We start from the raw sequence: 17,788 nt of genomic DNA, 5'->3' as shown, positions 1-17,788 counted from the left end.
GCAGTCAGGCCACCGCCGCGCGGGGAGCGGGCGACAGCAGTTCAAGGGACGTCAGGCGTGCGTCGAGGTCGGCCACCGGCGCGTCGAGGATGAATTCACCCACGCCGAAGCGTCGATGCAGCGCATCCAGCTCGCTGCGTACGTGCTGCGCGTCGCCAGAGAGCACGCTGGGGCGTGTTTCTTCGACGCGGAAATCGGTCACACCCACTTGCCGTGCGTACTCGGCAGCGGCCTCGGGGCTGGGCAGGTTCACCGTCTGTCCAGGGCCCAGGTGCAGCTTGTAGACCCGCAACGCGCCGATATGGCGTGCAGCGGCCTCGCTGGTGGGCGCGGCGAAGGCCACCGTTGCCAGCAACGGGGCGTGCGCGGACACCGCGCGATACGCCTCGAAGGCGGCCTCGATGTGCTTCGGGTCACCGTCGAAATGCGCGGCATACACGAAGCGCCAGCCCAGTTCGGCTGCCTGCCTTGCGCTCTGCGGGCTGGCACCCAGCAGGAAGCGCTCCGGCGACGTCTGCGGAATCGGCCGCGCCTGCGCATCAGCCTGCGCATCGGACAGATACCCTTCCAGGTCGCGCAGCTGCTGGTCGAAATCGGCGAATGCCGGGCGACCGGCGGCCAGTGCGGCAGTCGATGCCGGCAGACCGCCCGGTGCCTTGCCCACGCCCAGATCCACGCGCCCCGGCGCTAGTGCCGCCAGCAGGTTGAAGTTCTCGGCCACCTTGTACGGTGCGTAGTGGCGCAGCATCACCCCGCCACTGCCGATGCGGATGCGCCGGGTCTGCGCCAGCACCCACGCCGCCAGTACTTCCGGTGCCGGGCTGGCCAGCGTCGGCGCCGCGTGGTGCTCGGCAAACCAGTAACGGTGATAGCCCAGCTGCTCGGCACGCTGCGCCAGTTGCAGGCTGTTGCGCAGCGCCTGTTCCGGCGTGCTGCCGTCGGCCACTGGGCTCTTGTCCAACACGCTGGTGAGGTAGCTCATCGTCACGTCCTCGCTCAGGGATGGGCCACGGGAATGCCCAGCAGGCCGTTCAGCGCCGCCAGGATCGGCTCGGCACCGGAGATGTACTGGCGCTGCTGGTACTCACCACTGGCGTGTTCATTGACCACGCCCTGCGGCAGCACCAGCTTCGGCAGCGACTGGTCCTGCTCGCCGATCTCGGCGATCACCTCGCGGCGCGGCCGGCTGAAGCCGATGCGGCGCACGTCCAGTTGCGCGTCCAGGCCATCGATGCTCGACAGTGCACCTTCCAGCAGCAGGCTGTGCCGGCAGAAGAAGCGCTGTCCGGGCAACTGGCCGTCCTCGAACTCGCGGTCCAGCAGGAACAGGATGGGTTTGTGGGTTGCGTCTACAGCCACGGAATCGTCCTCGTAGGGGCCGGCAATGCACTGCCGCTTCGATATCGATGCTAGAGAAGGACGGCCGCATGCCAGCGCCAGAACTCGACAATCCACGGTCGGATCCGGCCATGCAGATGCAGGTTGGCAATAAGGTCATGGCACCGCGCTAGGCAATCCGCCGAAGTGGCGGCGCTACGGACGTCGCCAAGGGCGCCAGGTGTCCCGCTGCACGCTCGGCCGCCAGTTGGATGCGTGCCTGCAGAGCAGCACTGTTGATGCGATCGCCGTCGAAGTCGGCCGGCGTGGCATACACCCCGATCGGCAGCGTATGCGCCTGCAGGAAGCTGAAAAGCGGCCGCAGCTGGTGGTCGATCACCAGCGCGTGGCGCTCGCTGCCACCGGTCGCGGCCAGCAGCACCGGCGTATCCACCAGCGCGTCCAGCCCGATGAAGTCGATCAGGTGCTTGAACAGGCCCGGATAGGACCCGCGATACACCGGCGTGGCCGCTACCAGCAGCTGCGCCGATTCAATCGTGGCCAGCGCGCGCTCCACCTGCGGCTCCACTTCACTACGCTGCAAGGCCTGCCCGAGCGAGCGCGCGATCGGCGCCAGCTCGACCAGCTCCACGCTGACGTTGACCCGCTCGCGCAGTTCTTCCAGCAGATGCCGCACCAGCAGCAACGTGCGCGAGTTGGCCGATGCCGTCGGCGAACCAATCAACGCAACCACATTCAACGCAGAAGACATGACCCCCTCCTCGGTAGCGCCGGGCCATGCCCGGCGACGTTTCACATGAACCTCAGAACCGGTAGTTGACGCGCCCGTACCAGAACGTCCCGACGTTGCTCAGCACATCACCGCTGTCCCAGGTGGTCTCGATGCTGGCCACGTCGGTGGCGCTGCGTGCATATGCGGGTACCTTGCGGGTGCGCTTGTCGAACACGTTGTTGATGCCCAGCGCCGCGCTCCAACCGGCACCCAGCTCGACGCCACCGGACAGGTTGGTCACCAGCACCGGCGGCTGCTTGTACTCCACGCCGTTGTTCAGGCGCTTGATCGGGCCGTAGTAGGTGAAGTCCACGTTCGAGCGCCAGCGCCCGTTCTGCCAGCCCATTCCCGCCACCTGCGTGTACGACGGCGTGCGGAAGCGCAGCGCGTACTCGCTCGACTTGGTCAGCAGGTTGATGTTCGGCAGCCCCTGCAACGCCTGCGGAATCGCGCTCACTTTCTGGATGGTGGTGCGGCCCACGTTGGCCGCGTAGCTCCAGCGCAGCTTGCCCCACTGCGTTTCCTGGTTCGCCTCCAGGGTCAGCTCCACGCCGCGCGTGCGGGTGTCGCCCACGTTGGTGAAGTAGCTGGCATAGAACGCATCACCGGGCAGGATGCTGATGCCGGCCGTGCCCAGCAGCGCATCGATGGTGTTCTTCTGCGCGGCGGTCAGCACGGTGCCACTGTTGTCGGTCACCCGCGCCGGGTCCTGCGCGTTGTAGCCGATCTGGCTGGACTGGCCGAGCTGGCCGCGGATGTCGATCTGGTACGCATCCACCGCCAGATGGAAGGCAGGGCTCGGGTCCCAGGTCACGCCGAGGCTGTAGTTGGTGGCCTTCTCCGGCTTCAGCGGGGTAGCGCCCAGCGCCACTGCTGCCGGCGAAGAAACCTGCGCCACCAGCGTGGTACCGCACGGGCAGCTGCCGGTGGCCTGGTAGAACTGCGCGCCCAGGCTCGGCGCGTGGAAGCCATTGCTGACCGTGGCGCGCACGCCCAGTGCATCAGTGAAGTCGAAGCGCGTGGTCAACCGACCGGTCGACACCGTGCCGAAGTCGGAATGGTCTTCCCAGCGCGCGGCCGCATCCAGGTACCAGCGCGAGGTGATGTTGGTCGCGGCGCCTGCATACACCGCCTTGCTGTTGCGGGTGGCCTTCACCGCATCGGCGGTGGAATAGCCCACGAAGGCGGCCGCACCGAAGCCGGTGTACGACTCCCACTGCCCTGCCCCGCGCTCGTACTCCTCGTGCTGGTACTCGGCACCGGCACTTACTTCCACCGGCGAGGCGAAGGCCGCCACCTCGAAGCTGCGACGAAGATCGAGGTTGGCGATGCCCTGCTGGTAGTCCAGCTTGCCGTCGTAGAAGTCGGTAGGCGAGCCGGGGTACGGCAGCGAGTAGTTCACCGAATTGCGGGTGTAGGTACGCACCGTGTTGCGGTTGCCGGTCAGGCTGACGTCGTAGTCCCAGCCCGCAACCTGGCCCTTCACCCCGGCCGTGCCGGTGTACTGCTTCTCCTTGGTTTCCAGCACCGGCAGGAAGCCGTCGGGAAACACGCTCAGCACGCCCGGCGCCCTGTAGGTGGTGAAGATCGTCGCCGGCAGCCGGAAGTTCTGGATCGCCTGTGCGGTGCGGTCGCTGGCGGTCGCATTGGCGTAGAACTGCGCGTTCTCGCCCAGCCCATGGCCCACGTTCACCGCAAAGGCCTTCAACGCATACGACGGCGAGCTGAGGATGATGTTGGCTTCGGCATCGCGTCCGGCCTCGGCCGGGTTCGGCGACGCCCCGGCCGGCAGCCTGTTGTTCGGCCGCAGCGCCACAAGGTTGCCGTTACCGTCCACCGCCGGATAGCTCAGGTAGCCATCGATATAGCGTCGCGTGCGGATTGCATGGTGCTGGCCCGTGCTCTCACCGGACAGGTTGATGAAGCCATCCTCGCCCCATGGCAGACCGATGTTGGCGCGCACGCTGGTGCGGCTGCCGTCACCATCGGTGCTCTGCCCGCTCTCCACCGACACATCGCCACCGTGCGCCTGCGATTTCAGGATCACGTTGATCACCCCGGTGATCGCGTCCGAACCGTAGATGGCCGAAGCGCCGTCACGCAGCACCTCCACGTGGTCGATGGCCGATACCGGAATCAGCGCCAGGTCGGCCCAGGCGTGGCCCGGATAACCACCACCGTTGGCGCCACTCACATACGCACTGGCGTTGCGGCGCTTGCCGTTCACCAGCACCAGCGTGTATCCCGGCGACAGGTTGCGCAGCTGGTAGCCGCGGATCAGGCTTTCCTGGTCGCTTTGATAGCCACCAATCTGGCTGAGCGACGGCAGGCTGCGCTGCAGGGCTTCAAGCAGGTTTGCCTGACCGGTAGCCGCCAGGTCCTCGGCAGAAATCACGTCGATCGGCGTCGAGCTGTTCTTCACCGTGCGTGTACTGGTACGCGAACCGGTCACCACCACCGCATCCAGCGTGGACGCGGCAAGGTTCGCAGAAGTGGCCGTGGTCACCGACGGTGCATCGGCATCAGCCGCATACGCCGGGGCAGCGGCCAGGGCGGCGGCAATCAGAAGGGAGAGCGTGGACAGCGCAGGAATGTGGGCAGCAGGCATGGGGGCTCGTGGGGGTGGGCCGGAGACACGCCTCCATTCAAGAGCCCACGCCCAACACGCAACAGCGGATATCGCGTCATGTGACCGTCACATCGCGCCAGCTACATGACCGCTGGTAATGACCTTACGCAGCCTGCACACACCGGGTCGGATCCCTTTCCAAAGGAAAGGGCTCTGACCCCATGCACGCGAATCCGCAGGGTCAGCGCCCTTCCTGCGAAAAGGATCTGACCCCGGTCTGCATATACCCCGCGGGCATCACCTCATGCCCGCGCGCCACTCAGCGGCACGTGCCTGCATCGGTAGCATCAAGCCATGCCCAGCCTGCCTGCCGAACCGAACGCGCCCACCGTCGCCATCGTGGCCTGCCACGGCCAGGGCCTGTTCGAATTCGGCTGCGCGGTTGGCCTGTTCGCGCCCATCCGCCCCGAACTCGGTGTGGCCTGGTACCGCACCCAGCTCTGCGCTGGCGAGCCCGGTGCGCTGCGCATGCTCGGCAGCGCACAGGTGCAGCTGCCCTACGATCTGAGTGCGGTCGACGACGCCGACATCATCGTCATTCCCGGCTGGCGCGAACCCAGCGAGCGCCCGCCACAGGCGCTGCTCGATGCCTTCACCCGCGCCCATGCGCGCGGCGCCCGCATCACCTCCATCTGCTCCGGCGCGTTCGTGCTCGCCTGGGCCGGCCTGCTCGATGGCCGTCAGGCCACTACCCATTGGCGGCTCACGGAAACGCTGGCCCGCGAGTTCCCGCGCATCCACGTGCGCGACGACGTGCTGTATGTGGACGCCGGCAGCATCATCACCTCGGCCGGGTCGGCCACCGGCATGGACATGATGCTGCACATGGTGCGCAAGGATTACGGCGCCCGCGTGGCCAACCTGGTCGCCGAACGGCTGGTACTGGCACCCTGGCGCGATGCCGAACGCAGCCAGCGGGTCAGCCGCGCGATCCCGCTGGGCGAACCCACGCGGCTGGCCAAACTGATGGAATGGATGCGGCGCAATCTGCGCGAACCGCATTCACTGGGCAGCCTCGCCGAACAGGCCGCGCTGAGCCAGCGCACCCTGCAACGCCAGTTCCTCGAAGCCACCGGCCTGTCGCCCATCGACTGGCTCATCCGCGAGCGCGTGGCCTACGCACGCGAACTGCTGGAAACCACCGATCGGCCACTGCAATGGGTGGCCGAACAGGCGGGCTTTGGTTCGCAGGAATCGTTCCGTCGGCACTTCCGCGGCATGGTCGACGCCAGCCCCATCGAATACCGCAACCAGCGCCGCAGTGGCATCAGCGCCGACCGGCTGGTGGGCTGCTGACAGCCCCCCGGTCTTTCCACGCTGCCATCCACCCGGCAAGATGCAGGCACGCCCCGGCCTGCCGATGGAACGGTGATGACTGCTACCCCGTACAGGAACTACCGCTTCGGTATTGGCGTTTCGCTGGTCCTGGCCAGCCTCCTCGCCGCGCTCGGCCTGATCGCAGTCTGCACCCCGAATCTCGGCTGGGGCGTAGTGGCGTTGGTCACCCTCGCGCTGTGGGTTGGCGTACCGCTGCTGGTGCTGCTCCTGCTGGCCTGGATCCGTTACATGGTGCGCGAGCGCGGGAACGTGCCGGGCGGGGTGCATGCCCTCATGTTCCTGCCCACTGCCCTCGCCCTGCTCATCGTTCCGCTGGGGCAAGCGCTGCACAGTACCGTGGACACCGCCACCGGTGGCTCACGCGCGGCCATCGCAGAAATGCACATCAACCTCAGTGACAATGCACTGTGGCTGGACACCTCACCCTATGCCTCCACCTACTCCGGCGCGGGGCCCGACCTGCCCATGAATGGGCAGACACCCGAGCACTTCGTTGCCTTCCACCGCTATCCGAACGCACAGTCCGATGCAGACAGCGCCTTCCCCTACGACAACGCACGACTGAAACCAGGCATCGAGCATTACTATTACGGCGCCCCGCCCGGGGGCACCGGCACCCGCCTGCCACTGCGTCGCCAGTCCTATCCGGATACCGCAGCGCTCACCCGCGTGTGGGGCACATCGGGGGGGCCAGACATCGTGCACCTCTACTACCACTATGCCGACCACGTCGAGGTTGCCCCCGCGCTGGCGCGTCTGGCCGGCGCTACCGAATACGAGCTCGAGCGCAGCCGCGTGGAAGGGCTGGTGCAGTTCAGGACGCACAACTACGGCGCCGCGCCGATCGTGCGCTTGGAAATCAATGGCGCGACGCTGGACATCGGCGACGACGCCATCGCGCCCATTGCTGCGCCCCCCGCTGCGTGCACGGCGTCCAACCACACCATCGGTGTCGCGCTGTTGAATCTCGACCAGCCGTTGCAGGTTCGCTGGCAGACTGCCGCCGCACCGCAGGAATGGCACAGCGCGCGCGTGCAGGTTCCTGCATTCCGCCAGCCGCAGCCATTGGACGGGCAATCCACCCTGCAGCGCGTGCTGCTTTACGTTCTGCCCGACGACACGCTGGCAGCAGAGCGCTACGTGAAAGTGTCCAACGGCGATTCGCGGCGTGCCATCAAGGCCACCGGCCTGCCTGCCAACGCGGCGGCGTACGCGACGTGCGGCAGCGCCTACGCCACCTATGGTGAAGACGCACCAGCACCGCTGGCAGACTGATCACCCGGACTGTCCCGCGCAGCGTCAGCCGCGTGCGCGTGTGTTGCGCGCATGTATCCGCCAGCACTGCGCCACGAAGCCGATCGCAAACAGCGCCGCACACCCCAGCAACGTCTGCAGGATCACCGGCGCCAGCGGCGCAGCCGCAATCGGATGCGCCACCGGCAGTCGCGTCAGCGTTTCATTCACGCCCGGCACCAGCGACAGCAGGAAGCTGAAAGACAGCGCGAACGTGGACAGATAAGGCGCCAACCGGCCAAGCAACCGCAGCCGCGACGCCAGCACTCCACCGAATGCAATCAGCAGGATCACCACGCCAAACGCATGACCTGGGTTGAGGCCCCCGGTGCTGGAGACGGTGAACGACGTCATCACCGACAGCACCAATCCCAGCAGATAGAGCTTGCCCGCGCGCGTAGCCGGAGCAATTGCGCGATGGCGGATGAATCCGTAAATGCCGGCGACGATGGGAACCAGGCTGATCGCGGTGTGCACGACGCCCAAGGGAGAAAGCGGATGACTCATGGCAACCTCTGCTGGAGTTATGAACCTACTAGTAGGTAGATTCGATGGACAAAAAGAAGACCCGCTTCGCGCAGGCCTTCCGGGAAACACTCAGGCCGCCGCGCTCACCCGGGCAATCGACAACCGTGCCAGCGCCGCGAACGTCGCTGCATCACCAAATCCGCGCGCCGCCAGCATCGCGCCGTGCACCGACGCCATGAAGGCCTTGGCCTCGTCGGCAGGCGTGCCCTGCAGGCGTAGCTGGCCGCGGGCCACGCCCTTCTCGAGCGTCACGGTCAGCCAGCCGGTCAGATCCTCGAAATGCCCGCGCACTTCCTCGGCAACCTCCGGCGGAATCATCGGCATCTCGGCCGCCAGCATCGCGCAGATGCAGAACGACGCCGTGCCACCGGCAATGCAGCTGGACCAGTAGTCCACGTAGGCGTTGAGCTCCTGCAACGGGTCGCCCAATTGCCGGTCCAGCAGCGCCAGGCCCGCCCGGGCTTCGGCCCGGTACAGCTCCACCACCGTGCGCACCAGATCCGCCTTGCTGGGGAAATGATGGTGGATGCTGGCCTTGCTGATGTTCACCCGCGCCGACACGTCGGCATAGCTGAAACCGTTGTAGCCACCGGCTTCCAGCAGCGAACGGGCCTGGGCCAGGATCTCGTGGGCCTTTGGGGAGAGTGAGTCTTTCATGGACTTAAACCTACTAGTAGGTAGGCCGCATGTCAACCGCCTCGTTCGCCGGGCATGGCCCGGCGCTACCTGACACGGGCTTCCCTGGTAGCGCCGGGCCATGCCCGGCGAGCGCAGCGGTCAGTGCGAAGACACATACAGCGCATCGGCCGGCGCCGGCGGCAGCGCAAAACTTCGCCGCATGCGCGCCACCTCGGCCGCCGGCGGCAAACCGAACAGGCGCTTGAACTCCCGGTTGAACTGCGACGGGCTGGCATACCCCACCGCCAGCGATGCCGCCTCAGCCGTCATGCCCTGCCGCAGCATCAGCAGCCGCGCCTGGTGCAGCCGCGTGGACTTCACGTACTGCATCGGCGAGGTCCCGGTAATGCTGCGGAAGTGATCATGGAACGTGGCCACGCTCATCTCCGCCTGCGCCGCCAGCGCGTCAACATCCAGCGCCGTCGAATAGGCCGCATGGATATGCCGCAGCACCTTGCCAATGCGGCCGAAGCGCCCACGCATGGCCAGCGCCTCGCGCATCGCCCCACCCTGTGCGCCGGTCAGCACCCGGAAATACAGCTCGCGCACCAGCGAGGGCCCCAGCACGTCTGCCTCCAACGGATCGGCCAGCGCCTCCAGCAAGCGCAGCACGGTGGCCTGCATCGCCCCCTGCATCGGGCTGGACATCATGCTCTGTGCTGGCGCTTCGGCGCTGGCGGCGCGCTCGCCCAGTTCAATCAGCAGATCCGCCGCCAGCTGCAGGTCCAGATGCAGGTAGATCGCCAGCAGCGGCGCCTCCGCCGTGGCCTCGGTTTCCATGGTGAAGGGCACCGGCACCGACACCGCCAGGTAGTGCTGCGCGTCGTATTGGTAGACCTGCCCGCCCAGATAGCCGCGCTTCACCCCTTGGCAGACGATCACGATGCCCGGGTCGTACAGCACCGGCGTGCGCGCCAGTGGCCGGTTCGAGCGCAGCAGCCGCACACCGGGCAGTGGCGTCAGCGTGTAGCCCTCGTCCACCGCCAGCGCCTGCAACAGGCCGACCATGCGCGCCTGTGCCGGATGGTGCAGCGGATCATCGACCGATCGCATCGGGCGCCCCATAGGAATAGGCAAGAATGACCGAAGCTTAGGCCTGGGCTGCCCCGCACTCAACCACTAACGTGCAAGACCCCAGCCACGAGCCCTCGTCCATGACCGTATCCCGCCTCCTCCTCATCACCGGCGTCAGCAGCGGCTTCGGCCGCGCCCTGGCCCAGCAGGCGCTGCTGGCCGGCCACCGCGTGGTCGGCACCGTGCGCAGCGAAACCGCCCGTCAGGATTTCGAAGCCCTCGCGCCGGGTCACGCCTTCGGCCGCCTGTTGGACGTCACCGACGCCGCCGCCATCGAGGCATTGGTGGCCAGCGTCGAAGCCGACATCGGCGCCATCGACGTGCTGGTCAACAACGCCGGCTACGGCCACGAAGGCATCCTCGAAGAATCCACGCTGGACGAACTGCGCCATCAGTTCGAAGTGAACGTGTTCGGTCCCGCCGCGCTGATCAAAGCCGTGCTGCCGCACATGCGCGCGCGCCGCCGCGGCCACATCCTCAACATCACCTCCATGGGCGGCTTCATCACCCTGCCGGGCATCGCCTGGTACTGCGGCAGCAAGTTCGCGCTGGAAGGCATCAGCGAGGTGCTGGGCAAGGAAGTGGCGCCATTCGGCATCCACGTGACCGCGATCGCGCCGGGCTCGTTCCGCACCGATTGGGCCGGTCGCTCGATGGTGCGGGCCTCGCGCAGCATCGGCGACTACGACGCACTGTTCGACCCGATCCGCAGCGCACGCGAAGAAAAGAGCGGCCATCAGCTGGGCGACCCGATCAAGGCCGCGCAGGCGATGCTGCAGGTGATAGACAGTCCCAACCCACCCACGCACCTCCTGCTGGGCAGCGATGCCCTGCACCTGGTACGCGGCAAGCTGGCTGCCATGACAGAACGCATCGATGCCTGGGAGCGCCTCAGCCGCTCCACCGACAACGCGGCGTTGCGGTAGCGCCGGGCCATGCCCGGCGAGCGAAGCGGTCACTGCAGCGCGGGACGCCGGGCATGGCCCGGCACTACCTGCACCGCGCTCGCTCAGTCGTCCTGCACCAGCTTGAACTCACGCAGCAACCCGCCAATCTGGGTCTTGTCCAGCTTGTTCATCAGCAGGTTGCGCAGGAACGCCGGCCCCGGAATGTCCAGCTCCTTGCCATCGCGCAGGCGACCGGTCGCCGCCAGCAGCGTGCGCACGTCGTAGGTGGAATTGAACACCTCCGGCACGCCGCGCTCGATGCCCAGCAGGGTGTATACCGCTTCCATCGGCGTGCGCACCGAATACTCGGTGGTGAAGATGCAGTCGCGTTGCTTCGATTCGGCGAACTGGCCGATGAAGGCGAAGTTCACCGCGCCCTCCGGCACCACGTCCGGGCGGTCACCGGCCTGGCGCGGCATGAAGAACGCGGTGATGTACGGCATCATCACCGGCACCGTCTTCGCCCCGGTCGCCGCCAGTTCGTCGATCTCCCCCACCGGCACACCCAGGTGGTACAGCCATTCGCGGGTGATCTCCTCGCCCGTGCAGTCCTGCATCGGCTTGTTCACGTAATCGCCCGGCGTATCCACGAACAGCGAATACACCCACACAACGATCTGGTCCTTCGGCTGGTTCTTGAAGTGCGGCTGCCGGTTCACCGTCCAGCTCATCAGCCAGCGTGAATCGCGCACGCTCACGATGCCGCCGGTCACCACCCTGCCACTGAACGGATCGCGCTTGGCGATCTTCTCGATGTACGCCGGAATGCGCGCGTCCAGCGTGGTCACCGTCGCCGATTCCCACTTGGTTTCCGGTATATGCGCACCGAACACATCCGGGCGCCCGAACGCCGCATCCTTGGCCGCGATGCGCCGCCACAGGTCCCACGCCGGTGCGGGGCCTTCATTCAAGCGCGCAGCAGTGTGGTGGTCGCCGTTGTCGGAATTCTCGGTGAGCGAGCCGATCGTCATGAACAGCAGATCGTCCGCGCCCAGGGCCACGCCACCGGCCTGGCCATCCCGCGTCCAGTGGATGCGCGTGGCCTGCTTGCGCCCTTCCTGAAGCGCGAAGCCCACATCGGTCACCTCGGTGCCGTACTGGAACTGCACACCGTGCTCCTGCAGCCACTTCACCAGCGGCAGCACCAGCGATTCGTACTGGTTGTACTTGGTGAACTTCAGTGCCGAGAAATCCGGCAGCCCGCCGATATGGTGGATGAAGCGATGCAGGTACAGCTTCATCTCCAGCGCCGAATGCCATTCCTCGAACGCGAACATCGTGCGCCAGTACAGCCAGAAATTGCTGTCCAGGAAATCGCGGCCCAGCACTTCGTTGATGCGCTTGTTCTCCATTTCCTGCCGGGTGGCCAGGAACAGCGCGATGATGTCCTTCTGTGCCTGCTCACTCAGGGTGAACAAGCCATCGGTATGCGCGTCCTCGCCCCGGTTGACGGTGGCACGCTGCAGCGAATAGTTCGGGTCATCCTTGTTCAACCAGTAGAACTCGTCCAGCACGCTGGCATCATCGATCTCCAGCGACGGAATCGAACGGAACAGATCCCACAGGCACTCGAAATGGTCTTCCATCTCGCGGCCGCCGCGGATCACGAAACCCTTCTCCGGCACCTTCAGGCCGTCCAGCGCGCCACCGGCAATCTGCTGCTGTTCTAGGATGGTGATGCGCTCGCCGGGCATGCGCCCATCGCGCACCAGGAAGGCTGCACCTGCCAGCGAGGCCAGACCCGAGCCGACGAACCACGCCGTCTTGTTGTCCACGCCCGCCGGCTTGCGCGGGCGCGCGAAGGCCTCATAGTTGCCACTGCTGTAGTACATGCGCGTCTCCTTCCTGGATAGGGTATGCCCACTCTAGCGCTGAACCGATGTACCGCATCCTGCAGAGAGGCTGCGACGCAGTGACGCAGCTACCTCACAGCCGGCGACCCAACACCTGTCCCGGCCAGCCATCCACGTTGAAGGTCGACAAACGTTCGTAGCCGCACGATTCGTAGAACCGCACCAGCTCGCCGCTGCCACCGCCATAGCAATCAACGCGCAGGTAATCCAATCCCGCCGCGCGCGCCTGCTCGTCGGCGAATGCCATCAAGCGACGGCCGATACCCCGCACCCGCGCATCGCGCGAAGCAATCAGCACGCGCACGTACAACTCGGGTTCGGTCGCAGCAGGCACATACGGCATGGCCTCGCCCAACGCCAGGAATGCACGCACCTCGCCCTGCGCGGTTTCCGCCACCCACGCACCGGGCAGCGCGCAGGCATCGGTCACCTGGGTGATACGGCGCGGAATGGACGACCACGCCTCGGTGCCCCACTGCTGCGGATTGCCGATGACCACGAACCACGCAATCACCTCATCGAACAAGCCCAGCACCGCAGGTGCATCGGCCACACTGGCGCGACGGATCGTCAGCGCCTCTTTTCCTGTATCAGTCACGCGTAGTGCTCCTTTCATTCAACGAACCCGAACGGTTGCAATCACCCGGCTCCGCTCAGAATGCCGCCGCGCAGCCGCCATCACCATGGCCAAAAGTCCATTGCGCGCCGCTAACCGGTAGTGCCGGCCGCTGGCCGGCAACTGCAATCTCCCAACCCCACCCTGGTTGCCGGCCAGCGGCCGGCACTACCTCGGTTGGAAATCCATGGACCACAGTTGACATGCAGGCATTTGCCTGCCTATAGTGATCCCACGGACGGCACCCGCCGCCCACCGTGGAGCCGCAGTCATGGTGGATATCGCAGACAGAGTTGGCATCAAAGCCACTGCAGCACCAAATGGGCCATTTTCCTGATGAGCCTGAAATCCCTGCTGGAAATCGGGCGCGGCCAGCCCAGCCCGCACGACATCAAGATCGACAACTGGAACTGAAGGCCCCCATGGATGCAGACAAGGTGTTCAAAGCACTGGCCGACCCCACGCGCCGCACGCTGCTGGATCTGCTCTGTGAAGACAACGGGCAGACCCTCGGCCAGCTCTGCGAGCACTTGGACATGGCCCGGCAATCGGTCACCCAGCACCTGGGCCTGCTGGAAGACGCCAACCTGATCAGCACCGTCAGGCGCGGCCGCGAGAAGCTGCACTTCATCAACCCGGTGCCGCTGCACGACGTCTATACGCGCTGGGTAAGCAAGTTCGAGCAGCAGCGCCTGAGCCTGCTGCATGACCTCAAACAGGAACTGGAAGGACAATGACGATGAGCGCTGAATCCACCCGTTTCATCCACGTGATCTATATCGCCTCCACGCCGCAGAAGGTGTTCGAGGCCATCACCCGGCCGGAGATTGCCCGCACCTACTGGGGCCATGAAAACGTCTCGGACTGGACACCCGGCTCGCGCTGGCAGCACGTGCGCGCCAATGACGAACGCAAGGTCGAACTGGTGGGCGACGTGGTGGAAAACACCCCACCCTCACGGCTGGTGATCACCTGGGCCGCCGCCTCGCAGGCGGACAACCCGAAGGCCTACAGCCGGGTGACGTTCGAGATCGTGCCGTATGAGGACATGGTCAAGCTGACGGTGATCCATGACGAGCTGGAACCGGGCAGCGGCATGGATACCGGCATCCGCCAGGGCTGGCCGATCGTGCTCTCGAGCCTGAAGTCGTTGCTGGAAACCGGCAAAGGCCTGGACGTCTTCGCCAAACCCCAGTAGTGCCAGCCCATGGCTGGCAACCCTACCCCGGCGCCAACCGACCCGTGAAGGAGCCTTGATTCCGCTGAACGACACATGCAACGCGTGTTGGCCGCTCACCCGTCAAGCACGCGTTGCACCACGTCAACACGGCATCATTGCGACGCAGTCTAAATACCCTTCCACAGGTTCCTCTTGCAGCCCTCTTCCCCTTCGGCCGGTGAACCGGCCCCGTCGTCGCCAGCCTTCATTGAAGTTGTTGTTGTGCGGGCCGGTAACCACCTGTTTGCCATCGATGTCGAAGCCGCGATTGAAATCCGCGGCCCGGAAACCTTTGATCGCCCCGGCAGTGGCACGCGCCCGCACCTCACCGTGCGCGGCCACGCCCTGCCGGTGGTCGACCTGCGCCAGGCCATTGGCTTGGATGCATTCGCCCACAGCTGCCCGGCCATGCTGCTGATGCAGGCCGGCGCAGAGACCCTCGCTCTGGCCGTCGACGAGGTGCGGGAAATCGAAAGCGTGCCACGCCACAAGGTGCGGCCCGCCACGGATACCTCGTTCGGGTTCTGCAGCCATCACATCACGCTAGGCGCGCTCGGCGAGATTCCCCTGATCGATCCAACGCGGCTTCGATAACGGCTGGCTTCCGCTCCGTCATCAGGTTGGCGCTGTGGCATGCCGGGCGAGCGCAGCGTCCTTCCTAAGGCAACGCAGTGTCAGAGCTCAAAGCCGCCGGGCAAAGCTCCACTATTGCTGTGTCTGATGGTCGCAAGATCCGGCTATTCTGCCCGCCGCCGGGGCAGCCAAATTCGGCGGGCCTAACGCCCGACTTTGGCCAAGCTACTGCCCGGCGTCCACCCGATTTTTCCTGAACTAGGTGACACGCGCATACTTGGCGCAGGTCGAAACCTAAGCCTATACGCAATTTCGGATTTCCCTGCTTAAGGAGCTACAAGGCGATGACGCAAAATACGCAGCTGGTAGAACCGCTCATCGGTGAAACCTGGGTAGTTGATGGCAAAGCAACGAACATAAGGCCTCAGGCAGTCAATGCACTCTACATCACGCCCTTGGTGCATCAAATGGGCGTCGCTCCGTCCGAGCTGAGGATTCTTCATTCTGTACTTGTCGACAACAACGTACTAACCGACATGCTTGAGAATCGTCGACCCTCAGACTTGAAATACTTGACCGAGCTCTTCCGCTCCATGCCGCTTGAGTTCAACCCCGTGATGGCGCTGATCGAGAAGAGGCAGAACTATGCCGCCGCCAGTCAATCAGTTCATGACCTCGCAGAGTTGTTTGGTAGGACTTTTGGCTCTTGGGAGGCAAAGAGCAACGCAGTCGAGTTTGACAAGATTCTGGAACAGGGCAAACCAGAAATTGCAACGAATGTTGAACTTCTGTCCGGCTACATCCCTGCCATCGCCTACCTTTATCACCAACGTGGAAGTGCTGAGGGCAAGCTGGAGTGGCTAGGAGGCCTGGTTCGAGAGAACGATCTCCCCTATCTTCAGATTCCCTTCTACTTGGCTGCACTTTTCTTCCTGATCAAGGATAAGCCCCAGCTTTTTCCTCAGGCGGTCGTCAGCAAAGTCACTAAGGACACCAAACTGCAGTCCAATGTGGAGCTGCAGAAGAAGGCGGCACTGAATATCACCCACGACGTCATGCTTCCTGCAACTGCGCTCTTCTCCGCAGGCCTGACTGACACCCTCGTTGTTCCGTACATTGCCACGCGAGACTACCTGCTCCAAGAACTTCTAGGGCAGATCCGTTGCGAAGTCATAGTGACGATGGCGGATGGACGTGCCAACGGAGCTTGGCAACTGAACCCCAATGGGCAACTGCATGCCCAACTCGCGAATGTTATTTCAAGCCACATGCCTCGCCGCACAAGCCCCAGTCTGGAACATGAGATGTCTGGCCGGCGGGCAAGACTGCGAGCCTTCTCGGACAGCTACCTCGACAAGTGTCTTGAGCTCAGGTCGGCCCGGCTTGCGTAGGAAGCGGACACCTGAATTGTGATCAGGTTGCGACGGGCAATCTGATCTCACTTCCGTCGAGCATGCCGCAGAGCATGTGCGCAACCTTATTCCAATGAACCGGCCCTAAAATTGGCAGGCTCAGCGCGCACAGCCTGCCAGCTAGCGCGCTGTCCAGCCACCATCCACTGGAAGCGCCGTGCCCGTAATCTGCGCCGCAGCATCCGAGGCCAGGAACACCACCATCTCCCCCAGCTGCTCGGGCGTCACGAACTGCAACGAGGGCTGTTTCTCGGCCAGCAGCGCGCGAGCGGCGGACTCTTGGTCCGTTCCCTCGCGCTCCGCCAACGCGGTGATCTGTTGCTCGACCAGCGCCGTTCGCACCCACCCCGGGCAGATCGCGTTGGCCGTAACGCCCGTGCCGGCGTTCTCCAGCGCCGTCACCTTGGTGAACCCCACCACGCCATGCTTGGCCGCCACATAGGCCGACTTGTTCACCGAGCCAACCAGCCCGTGCACCGACGCGATGTTGATGATGCGGCCGGCGCCCTGCTGCTTCATGTAGGGCAAGGCCGCCGCCGTTGAGTGGAACACCGCCGAGAGATTCAGCGCGAGGATCGCATCCCACTTCGCTACGGGAAACTCCTCGATCGACGCGGTGTGCTGGATGCCCGCGTTGTTCACAAGGATGTCGATGCGCCCCATCGTGGCAACGGCGTGGGCGATCAGCTCCCGCACCGCCTCACCTCGGGAAAGGTCGGCGCCATCATGCGCCACCCGCACACCGAACTCGGCTTCCAGGCCGGAGCGGATGCGTTCGATCTCCTGCGCATCGCCAAATCCATTCAACACGATGTCGGCGCCTTGTCGCGCCAGCGCGGTGGCAATGCCAAGACCGATACCGCTGGTGGAGCCGGTAACTACCGCGACTTTTCCATTGAACATGGGCGAGCTTCCATCGGGCGTAGGCAGCCAGTGTAGCTCCACGGGCCAACCTCCTTTTGAATGGAACGGCCGATGTCGGCCCACGGTTAGAAGATGACGCTCGCTCGATCAACGGTCGCGAGCGGATTGGCTTTCCGCACCGCCTCTAGGAAGAGCAGGAAGTCGCGATTGAACAGCGACAGATTGTTGGTGAACGTTACGCACCTTCTGCCCGCTTCTCTGCTGAAGCATACCTGCCAGATATAGCGCGCGTAGATGACATCGGACGTTCGTGTGACTGAGGTGATCTGCGAGAGCGGAACCGTCGTGGGCACTGGGCCCCGCTGCAGATAGAAGGTATCTGTATCAAAGAAGTAGTGCTCTCGATCCTCTTTCCCATTAACCATCACCAAGGTCATGGACGTACCGGAAATCCGGCGAGGGGAGTTCAATCGCAGCCCTGATCCCAACGCAGAACGGGCTCTCAGTGACACTCGCCGATGGATCAGCCAAATAGTCAGCAGCGGAAGTGCCGCAAGGACAGCGAAGGCCAGGATTTTCAACACAGCTTCCAGTGTGCTTGCCACACAGATCTCCACGATTAACTTTCAGGCACTGGCGACTCCAGTAGATCCA

At 64.8% G+C, this 17,788-nt stretch carries 18 protein-coding genes; 7 read left to right on the top strand and 11 right to left on the bottom strand.

The window, feature by feature from the left end; all coding sequences use genetic code 11:
• Nucleotides 1-4: 4 nt before the first annotated feature.
• From ACEF39_RS08995 to ACEF39_RS08980, 4 genes are all read right to left on the bottom strand, one after another.
• Entirely contained in the window at nt 5-982 is a 978-nt protein-coding gene (locus ACEF39_RS08995) for an LLM class flavin-dependent oxidoreductase (protein WP_500287684.1), read from the bottom strand.
• Nucleotides 983-996: 14 nt separating this feature from the next.
• The gene (locus ACEF39_RS08990) at nt 997-1,359 is read right to left on the bottom strand and encodes a DUF3088 family protein (RefSeq protein WP_089240600.1); all 363 of its coding nucleotides are present in this window, start codon (nt 1,357-1,359) and stop codon (nt 997-999) included.
• Between the two features lie 148 nt (nt 1,360-1,507).
• Entirely contained in the window at nt 1,508-2,089 is a 582-nt protein-coding gene (msuE, locus tag ACEF39_RS08985; protein WP_500287683.1) for an FMN reductase, read from the bottom strand.
• A 52-nt stretch (nt 2,090-2,141) separates the two neighbouring features.
• Nucleotides 2,142-4,718 (bottom strand): TonB-dependent receptor plug domain-containing protein, encoded by a 2,577-nt coding sequence (locus ACEF39_RS08980; RefSeq protein ID WP_500287682.1) that lies wholly within the window; start codon nt 4,716-4,718, stop codon nt 2,142-2,144.
• 315 nt (nt 4,719-5,033) lie between these two features.
• Here ACEF39_RS08980 and ACEF39_RS08975 point away from each other — a divergent pair, with 315 nt between their 5' ends.
• Entirely contained in the window at nt 5,034-6,035 is a 1,002-nt protein-coding gene (locus ACEF39_RS08975; protein ID WP_500287681.1) for a helix-turn-helix domain-containing protein, read from the top strand.
• Between the two features lie 75 nt (nt 6,036-6,110).
• Nucleotides 6,111-7,352 carry a hypothetical protein gene (locus tag ACEF39_RS08970; RefSeq protein WP_500287680.1) on the top strand — a complete coding sequence of 414 codons (1,242 nt, stop codon included), beginning with the start codon at nt 6,111-6,113 and terminating at the stop codon, nt 7,350-7,352.
• A 24-nt stretch (nt 7,353-7,376) separates the two neighbouring features.
• Here the strand turns inward: ACEF39_RS08970 and ACEF39_RS08965 are convergent, their stop codons facing one another.
• From ACEF39_RS08965 to ACEF39_RS08955, 3 genes are all read right to left on the bottom strand, one after another.
• Nucleotides 7,377-7,877: a hypothetical protein gene (locus ACEF39_RS08965; protein ID WP_500287679.1), complete on the bottom strand. Its 501-nt coding sequence runs from the start codon at nt 7,875-7,877 to the stop codon at nt 7,377-7,379.
• Nucleotides 7,878-7,967: 90 nt separating this feature from the next.
• Nucleotides 7,968-8,555, bottom strand: coding sequence for a TetR/AcrR family transcriptional regulator (locus tag ACEF39_RS08960; protein ID WP_500287678.1), 588 nt, complete (start codon nt 8,553-8,555; stop codon nt 7,968-7,970).
• A gap of 120 nt (nt 8,556-8,675) precedes the next feature.
• Nucleotides 8,676-9,629: an AraC family transcriptional regulator gene (locus tag ACEF39_RS08955; protein ID WP_500287677.1), complete on the bottom strand. Its 954-nt coding sequence runs from the start codon at nt 9,627-9,629 to the stop codon at nt 8,676-8,678.
• 101 nt (nt 9,630-9,730) lie between these two features.
• Here ACEF39_RS08955 and ACEF39_RS08950 point away from each other — a divergent pair, with 101 nt between their 5' ends.
• Nucleotides 9,731-10,576, top strand: a complete 846-nt coding sequence (locus tag ACEF39_RS08950) for an oxidoreductase (RefSeq protein ID WP_500287676.1) — start codon at nt 9,731-9,733, stop codon at nt 10,574-10,576.
• An 83-nt stretch (nt 10,577-10,659) separates the two neighbouring features.
• Here ACEF39_RS08950 and ACEF39_RS08945 read toward each other — a convergent pair whose 3' ends face one another.
• Nucleotides 10,660-12,429 (bottom strand): oleate hydratase, encoded by a 1,770-nt coding sequence (locus ACEF39_RS08945; protein ID WP_500287675.1) that lies wholly within the window; start codon nt 12,427-12,429, stop codon nt 10,660-10,662.
• A 94-nt stretch (nt 12,430-12,523) separates the two neighbouring features.
• On the bottom strand, nt 12,524-13,048 hold the full coding sequence (locus ACEF39_RS08940) for a GNAT family N-acetyltransferase (protein WP_500287674.1): 525 nt from the start codon (nt 13,046-13,048) through the stop codon (nt 12,524-12,526).
• A gap of 440 nt (nt 13,049-13,488) precedes the next feature.
• Here ACEF39_RS08940 and ACEF39_RS08935 point away from each other — a divergent pair, with 440 nt between their 5' ends.
• The 4 genes from ACEF39_RS08935 to ACEF39_RS08920 all read left to right on the top strand — a co-directional run bounded on the left by ACEF39_RS08935 (nt 13,489) and on the right by ACEF39_RS08920 (nt 16,249).
• Nucleotides 13,489-13,803 carry an ArsR/SmtB family transcription factor gene (locus ACEF39_RS08935; RefSeq protein ID WP_117310206.1) on the top strand — a complete coding sequence of 105 codons (315 nt, stop codon included), beginning with the start codon at nt 13,489-13,491 and terminating at the stop codon, nt 13,801-13,803.
• A gap of 2 nt (nt 13,804-13,805) precedes the next feature.
• Nucleotides 13,806-14,264 (top strand): SRPBCC family protein, encoded by a 459-nt coding sequence (locus ACEF39_RS08930; RefSeq protein ID WP_500287673.1) that lies wholly within the window; start codon nt 13,806-13,808, stop codon nt 14,262-14,264.
• 174 nt (nt 14,265-14,438) lie between these two features.
• Complete coding sequence (locus tag ACEF39_RS08925) at nt 14,439-14,879, top strand: chemotaxis protein CheW (RefSeq protein WP_500287672.1); 441 nt, start codon at nt 14,439-14,441, stop codon at nt 14,877-14,879.
• A 323-nt stretch (nt 14,880-15,202) separates the two neighbouring features.
• A complete protein-coding gene (locus ACEF39_RS08920) occupies nt 15,203-16,249 on the top strand; it encodes a hypothetical protein (RefSeq protein ID WP_500287671.1) in 1,047 nt (348 codons plus the stop codon).
• A gap of 141 nt (nt 16,250-16,390) precedes the next feature.
• Here ACEF39_RS08920 and ACEF39_RS08915 read toward each other — a convergent pair whose 3' ends face one another.
• Together ACEF39_RS08915 and ACEF39_RS08910 are read right to left on the bottom strand one after the other, a co-directional pair.
• Nucleotides 16,391-17,173 (bottom strand): 3-hydroxybutyrate dehydrogenase, encoded by a 783-nt coding sequence (locus tag ACEF39_RS08915; RefSeq protein ID WP_500287670.1) that lies wholly within the window; start codon nt 17,171-17,173, stop codon nt 16,391-16,393.
• A gap of 86 nt (nt 17,174-17,259) precedes the next feature.
• Entirely contained in the window at nt 17,260-17,739 is a 480-nt protein-coding gene (locus tag ACEF39_RS08910; protein ID WP_500287669.1) for a hypothetical protein, read from the bottom strand.
• Between the last annotated feature and the right edge of the window lie 49 nt (nt 17,740-17,788).

The sequence above is a fragment of the Stenotrophomonas indicatrix genome, assembly GCA_041545745.1.
Lineage (GTDB): Bacteria > Pseudomonadota > Gammaproteobacteria > Xanthomonadales > Xanthomonadaceae > Stenotrophomonas > Stenotrophomonas indicatrix_A.
This window is presented reverse-complemented; position numbering and strand designations above follow the sequence as displayed.

Bases quoted from the DNA above. Each gene is read 5' to 3' on its own strand.
- ACEF39_RS08955 (WP_500287677.1), bottom strand. From the start codon at position 9,629: ATGCGATCGGTCGATGATCCGCTGCACCATCCGGCACAGGCGCGCATG.
- ACEF39_RS08920 (WP_500287671.1), top strand. From the start codon at position 15,203: ATGACGCAAAATACGCAGCTGGTAGAACCGCTCATCGGTGAAACCTGG.
- ACEF39_RS08970 (WP_500287680.1), top strand. From the start codon at position 6,111: ATGACTGCTACCCCGTACAGGAACTACCGCTTCGGTATTGGCGTTTCG.
- ACEF39_RS08950 (WP_500287676.1), top strand. From the start codon at position 9,731: ATGACCGTATCCCGCCTCCTCCTCATCACCGGCGTCAGCAGCGGCTTC.
- ACEF39_RS08995 (WP_500287684.1), bottom strand. From the start codon at position 982: ATGAGCTACCTCACCAGCGTGTTGGACAAGAGCCCAGTGGCCGACGGC.
- ACEF39_RS08930 (WP_500287673.1), top strand. From the start codon at position 13,806: ATGAGCGCTGAATCCACCCGTTTCATCCACGTGATCTATATCGCCTCC.
- msuE (WP_500287683.1), bottom strand. From the start codon at position 2,089: ATGTCTTCTGCGTTGAATGTGGTTGCGTTGATTGGTTCGCCGACGGCA.
- ACEF39_RS08965 (WP_500287679.1), bottom strand. From the start codon at position 7,877: ATGAGTCATCCGCTTTCTCCCTTGGGCGTCGTGCACACCGCGATCAGC.
- ACEF39_RS08975 (WP_500287681.1), top strand. From the start codon at position 5,034: ATGCCCAGCCTGCCTGCCGAACCGAACGCGCCCACCGTCGCCATCGTG.
- ACEF39_RS08960 (WP_500287678.1), bottom strand. From the start codon at position 8,555: ATGAAAGACTCACTCTCCCCAAAGGCCCACGAGATCCTGGCCCAGGCC.
- ACEF39_RS08915 (WP_500287670.1), bottom strand. From the start codon at position 17,173: ATGTTCAATGGAAAAGTCGCGGTAGTTACCGGCTCCACCAGCGGTATC.
- ACEF39_RS08980 (WP_500287682.1), bottom strand. From the start codon at position 4,718: ATGCCTGCTGCCCACATTCCTGCGCTGTCCACGCTCTCCCTTCTGATT.
- ACEF39_RS08935 (WP_117310206.1), top strand. From the start codon at position 13,489: ATGGATGCAGACAAGGTGTTCAAAGCACTGGCCGACCCCACGCGCCGC.
- ACEF39_RS08945 (WP_500287675.1), bottom strand. From the start codon at position 12,429: ATGTACTACAGCAGTGGCAACTATGAGGCCTTCGCGCGCCCGCGCAAG.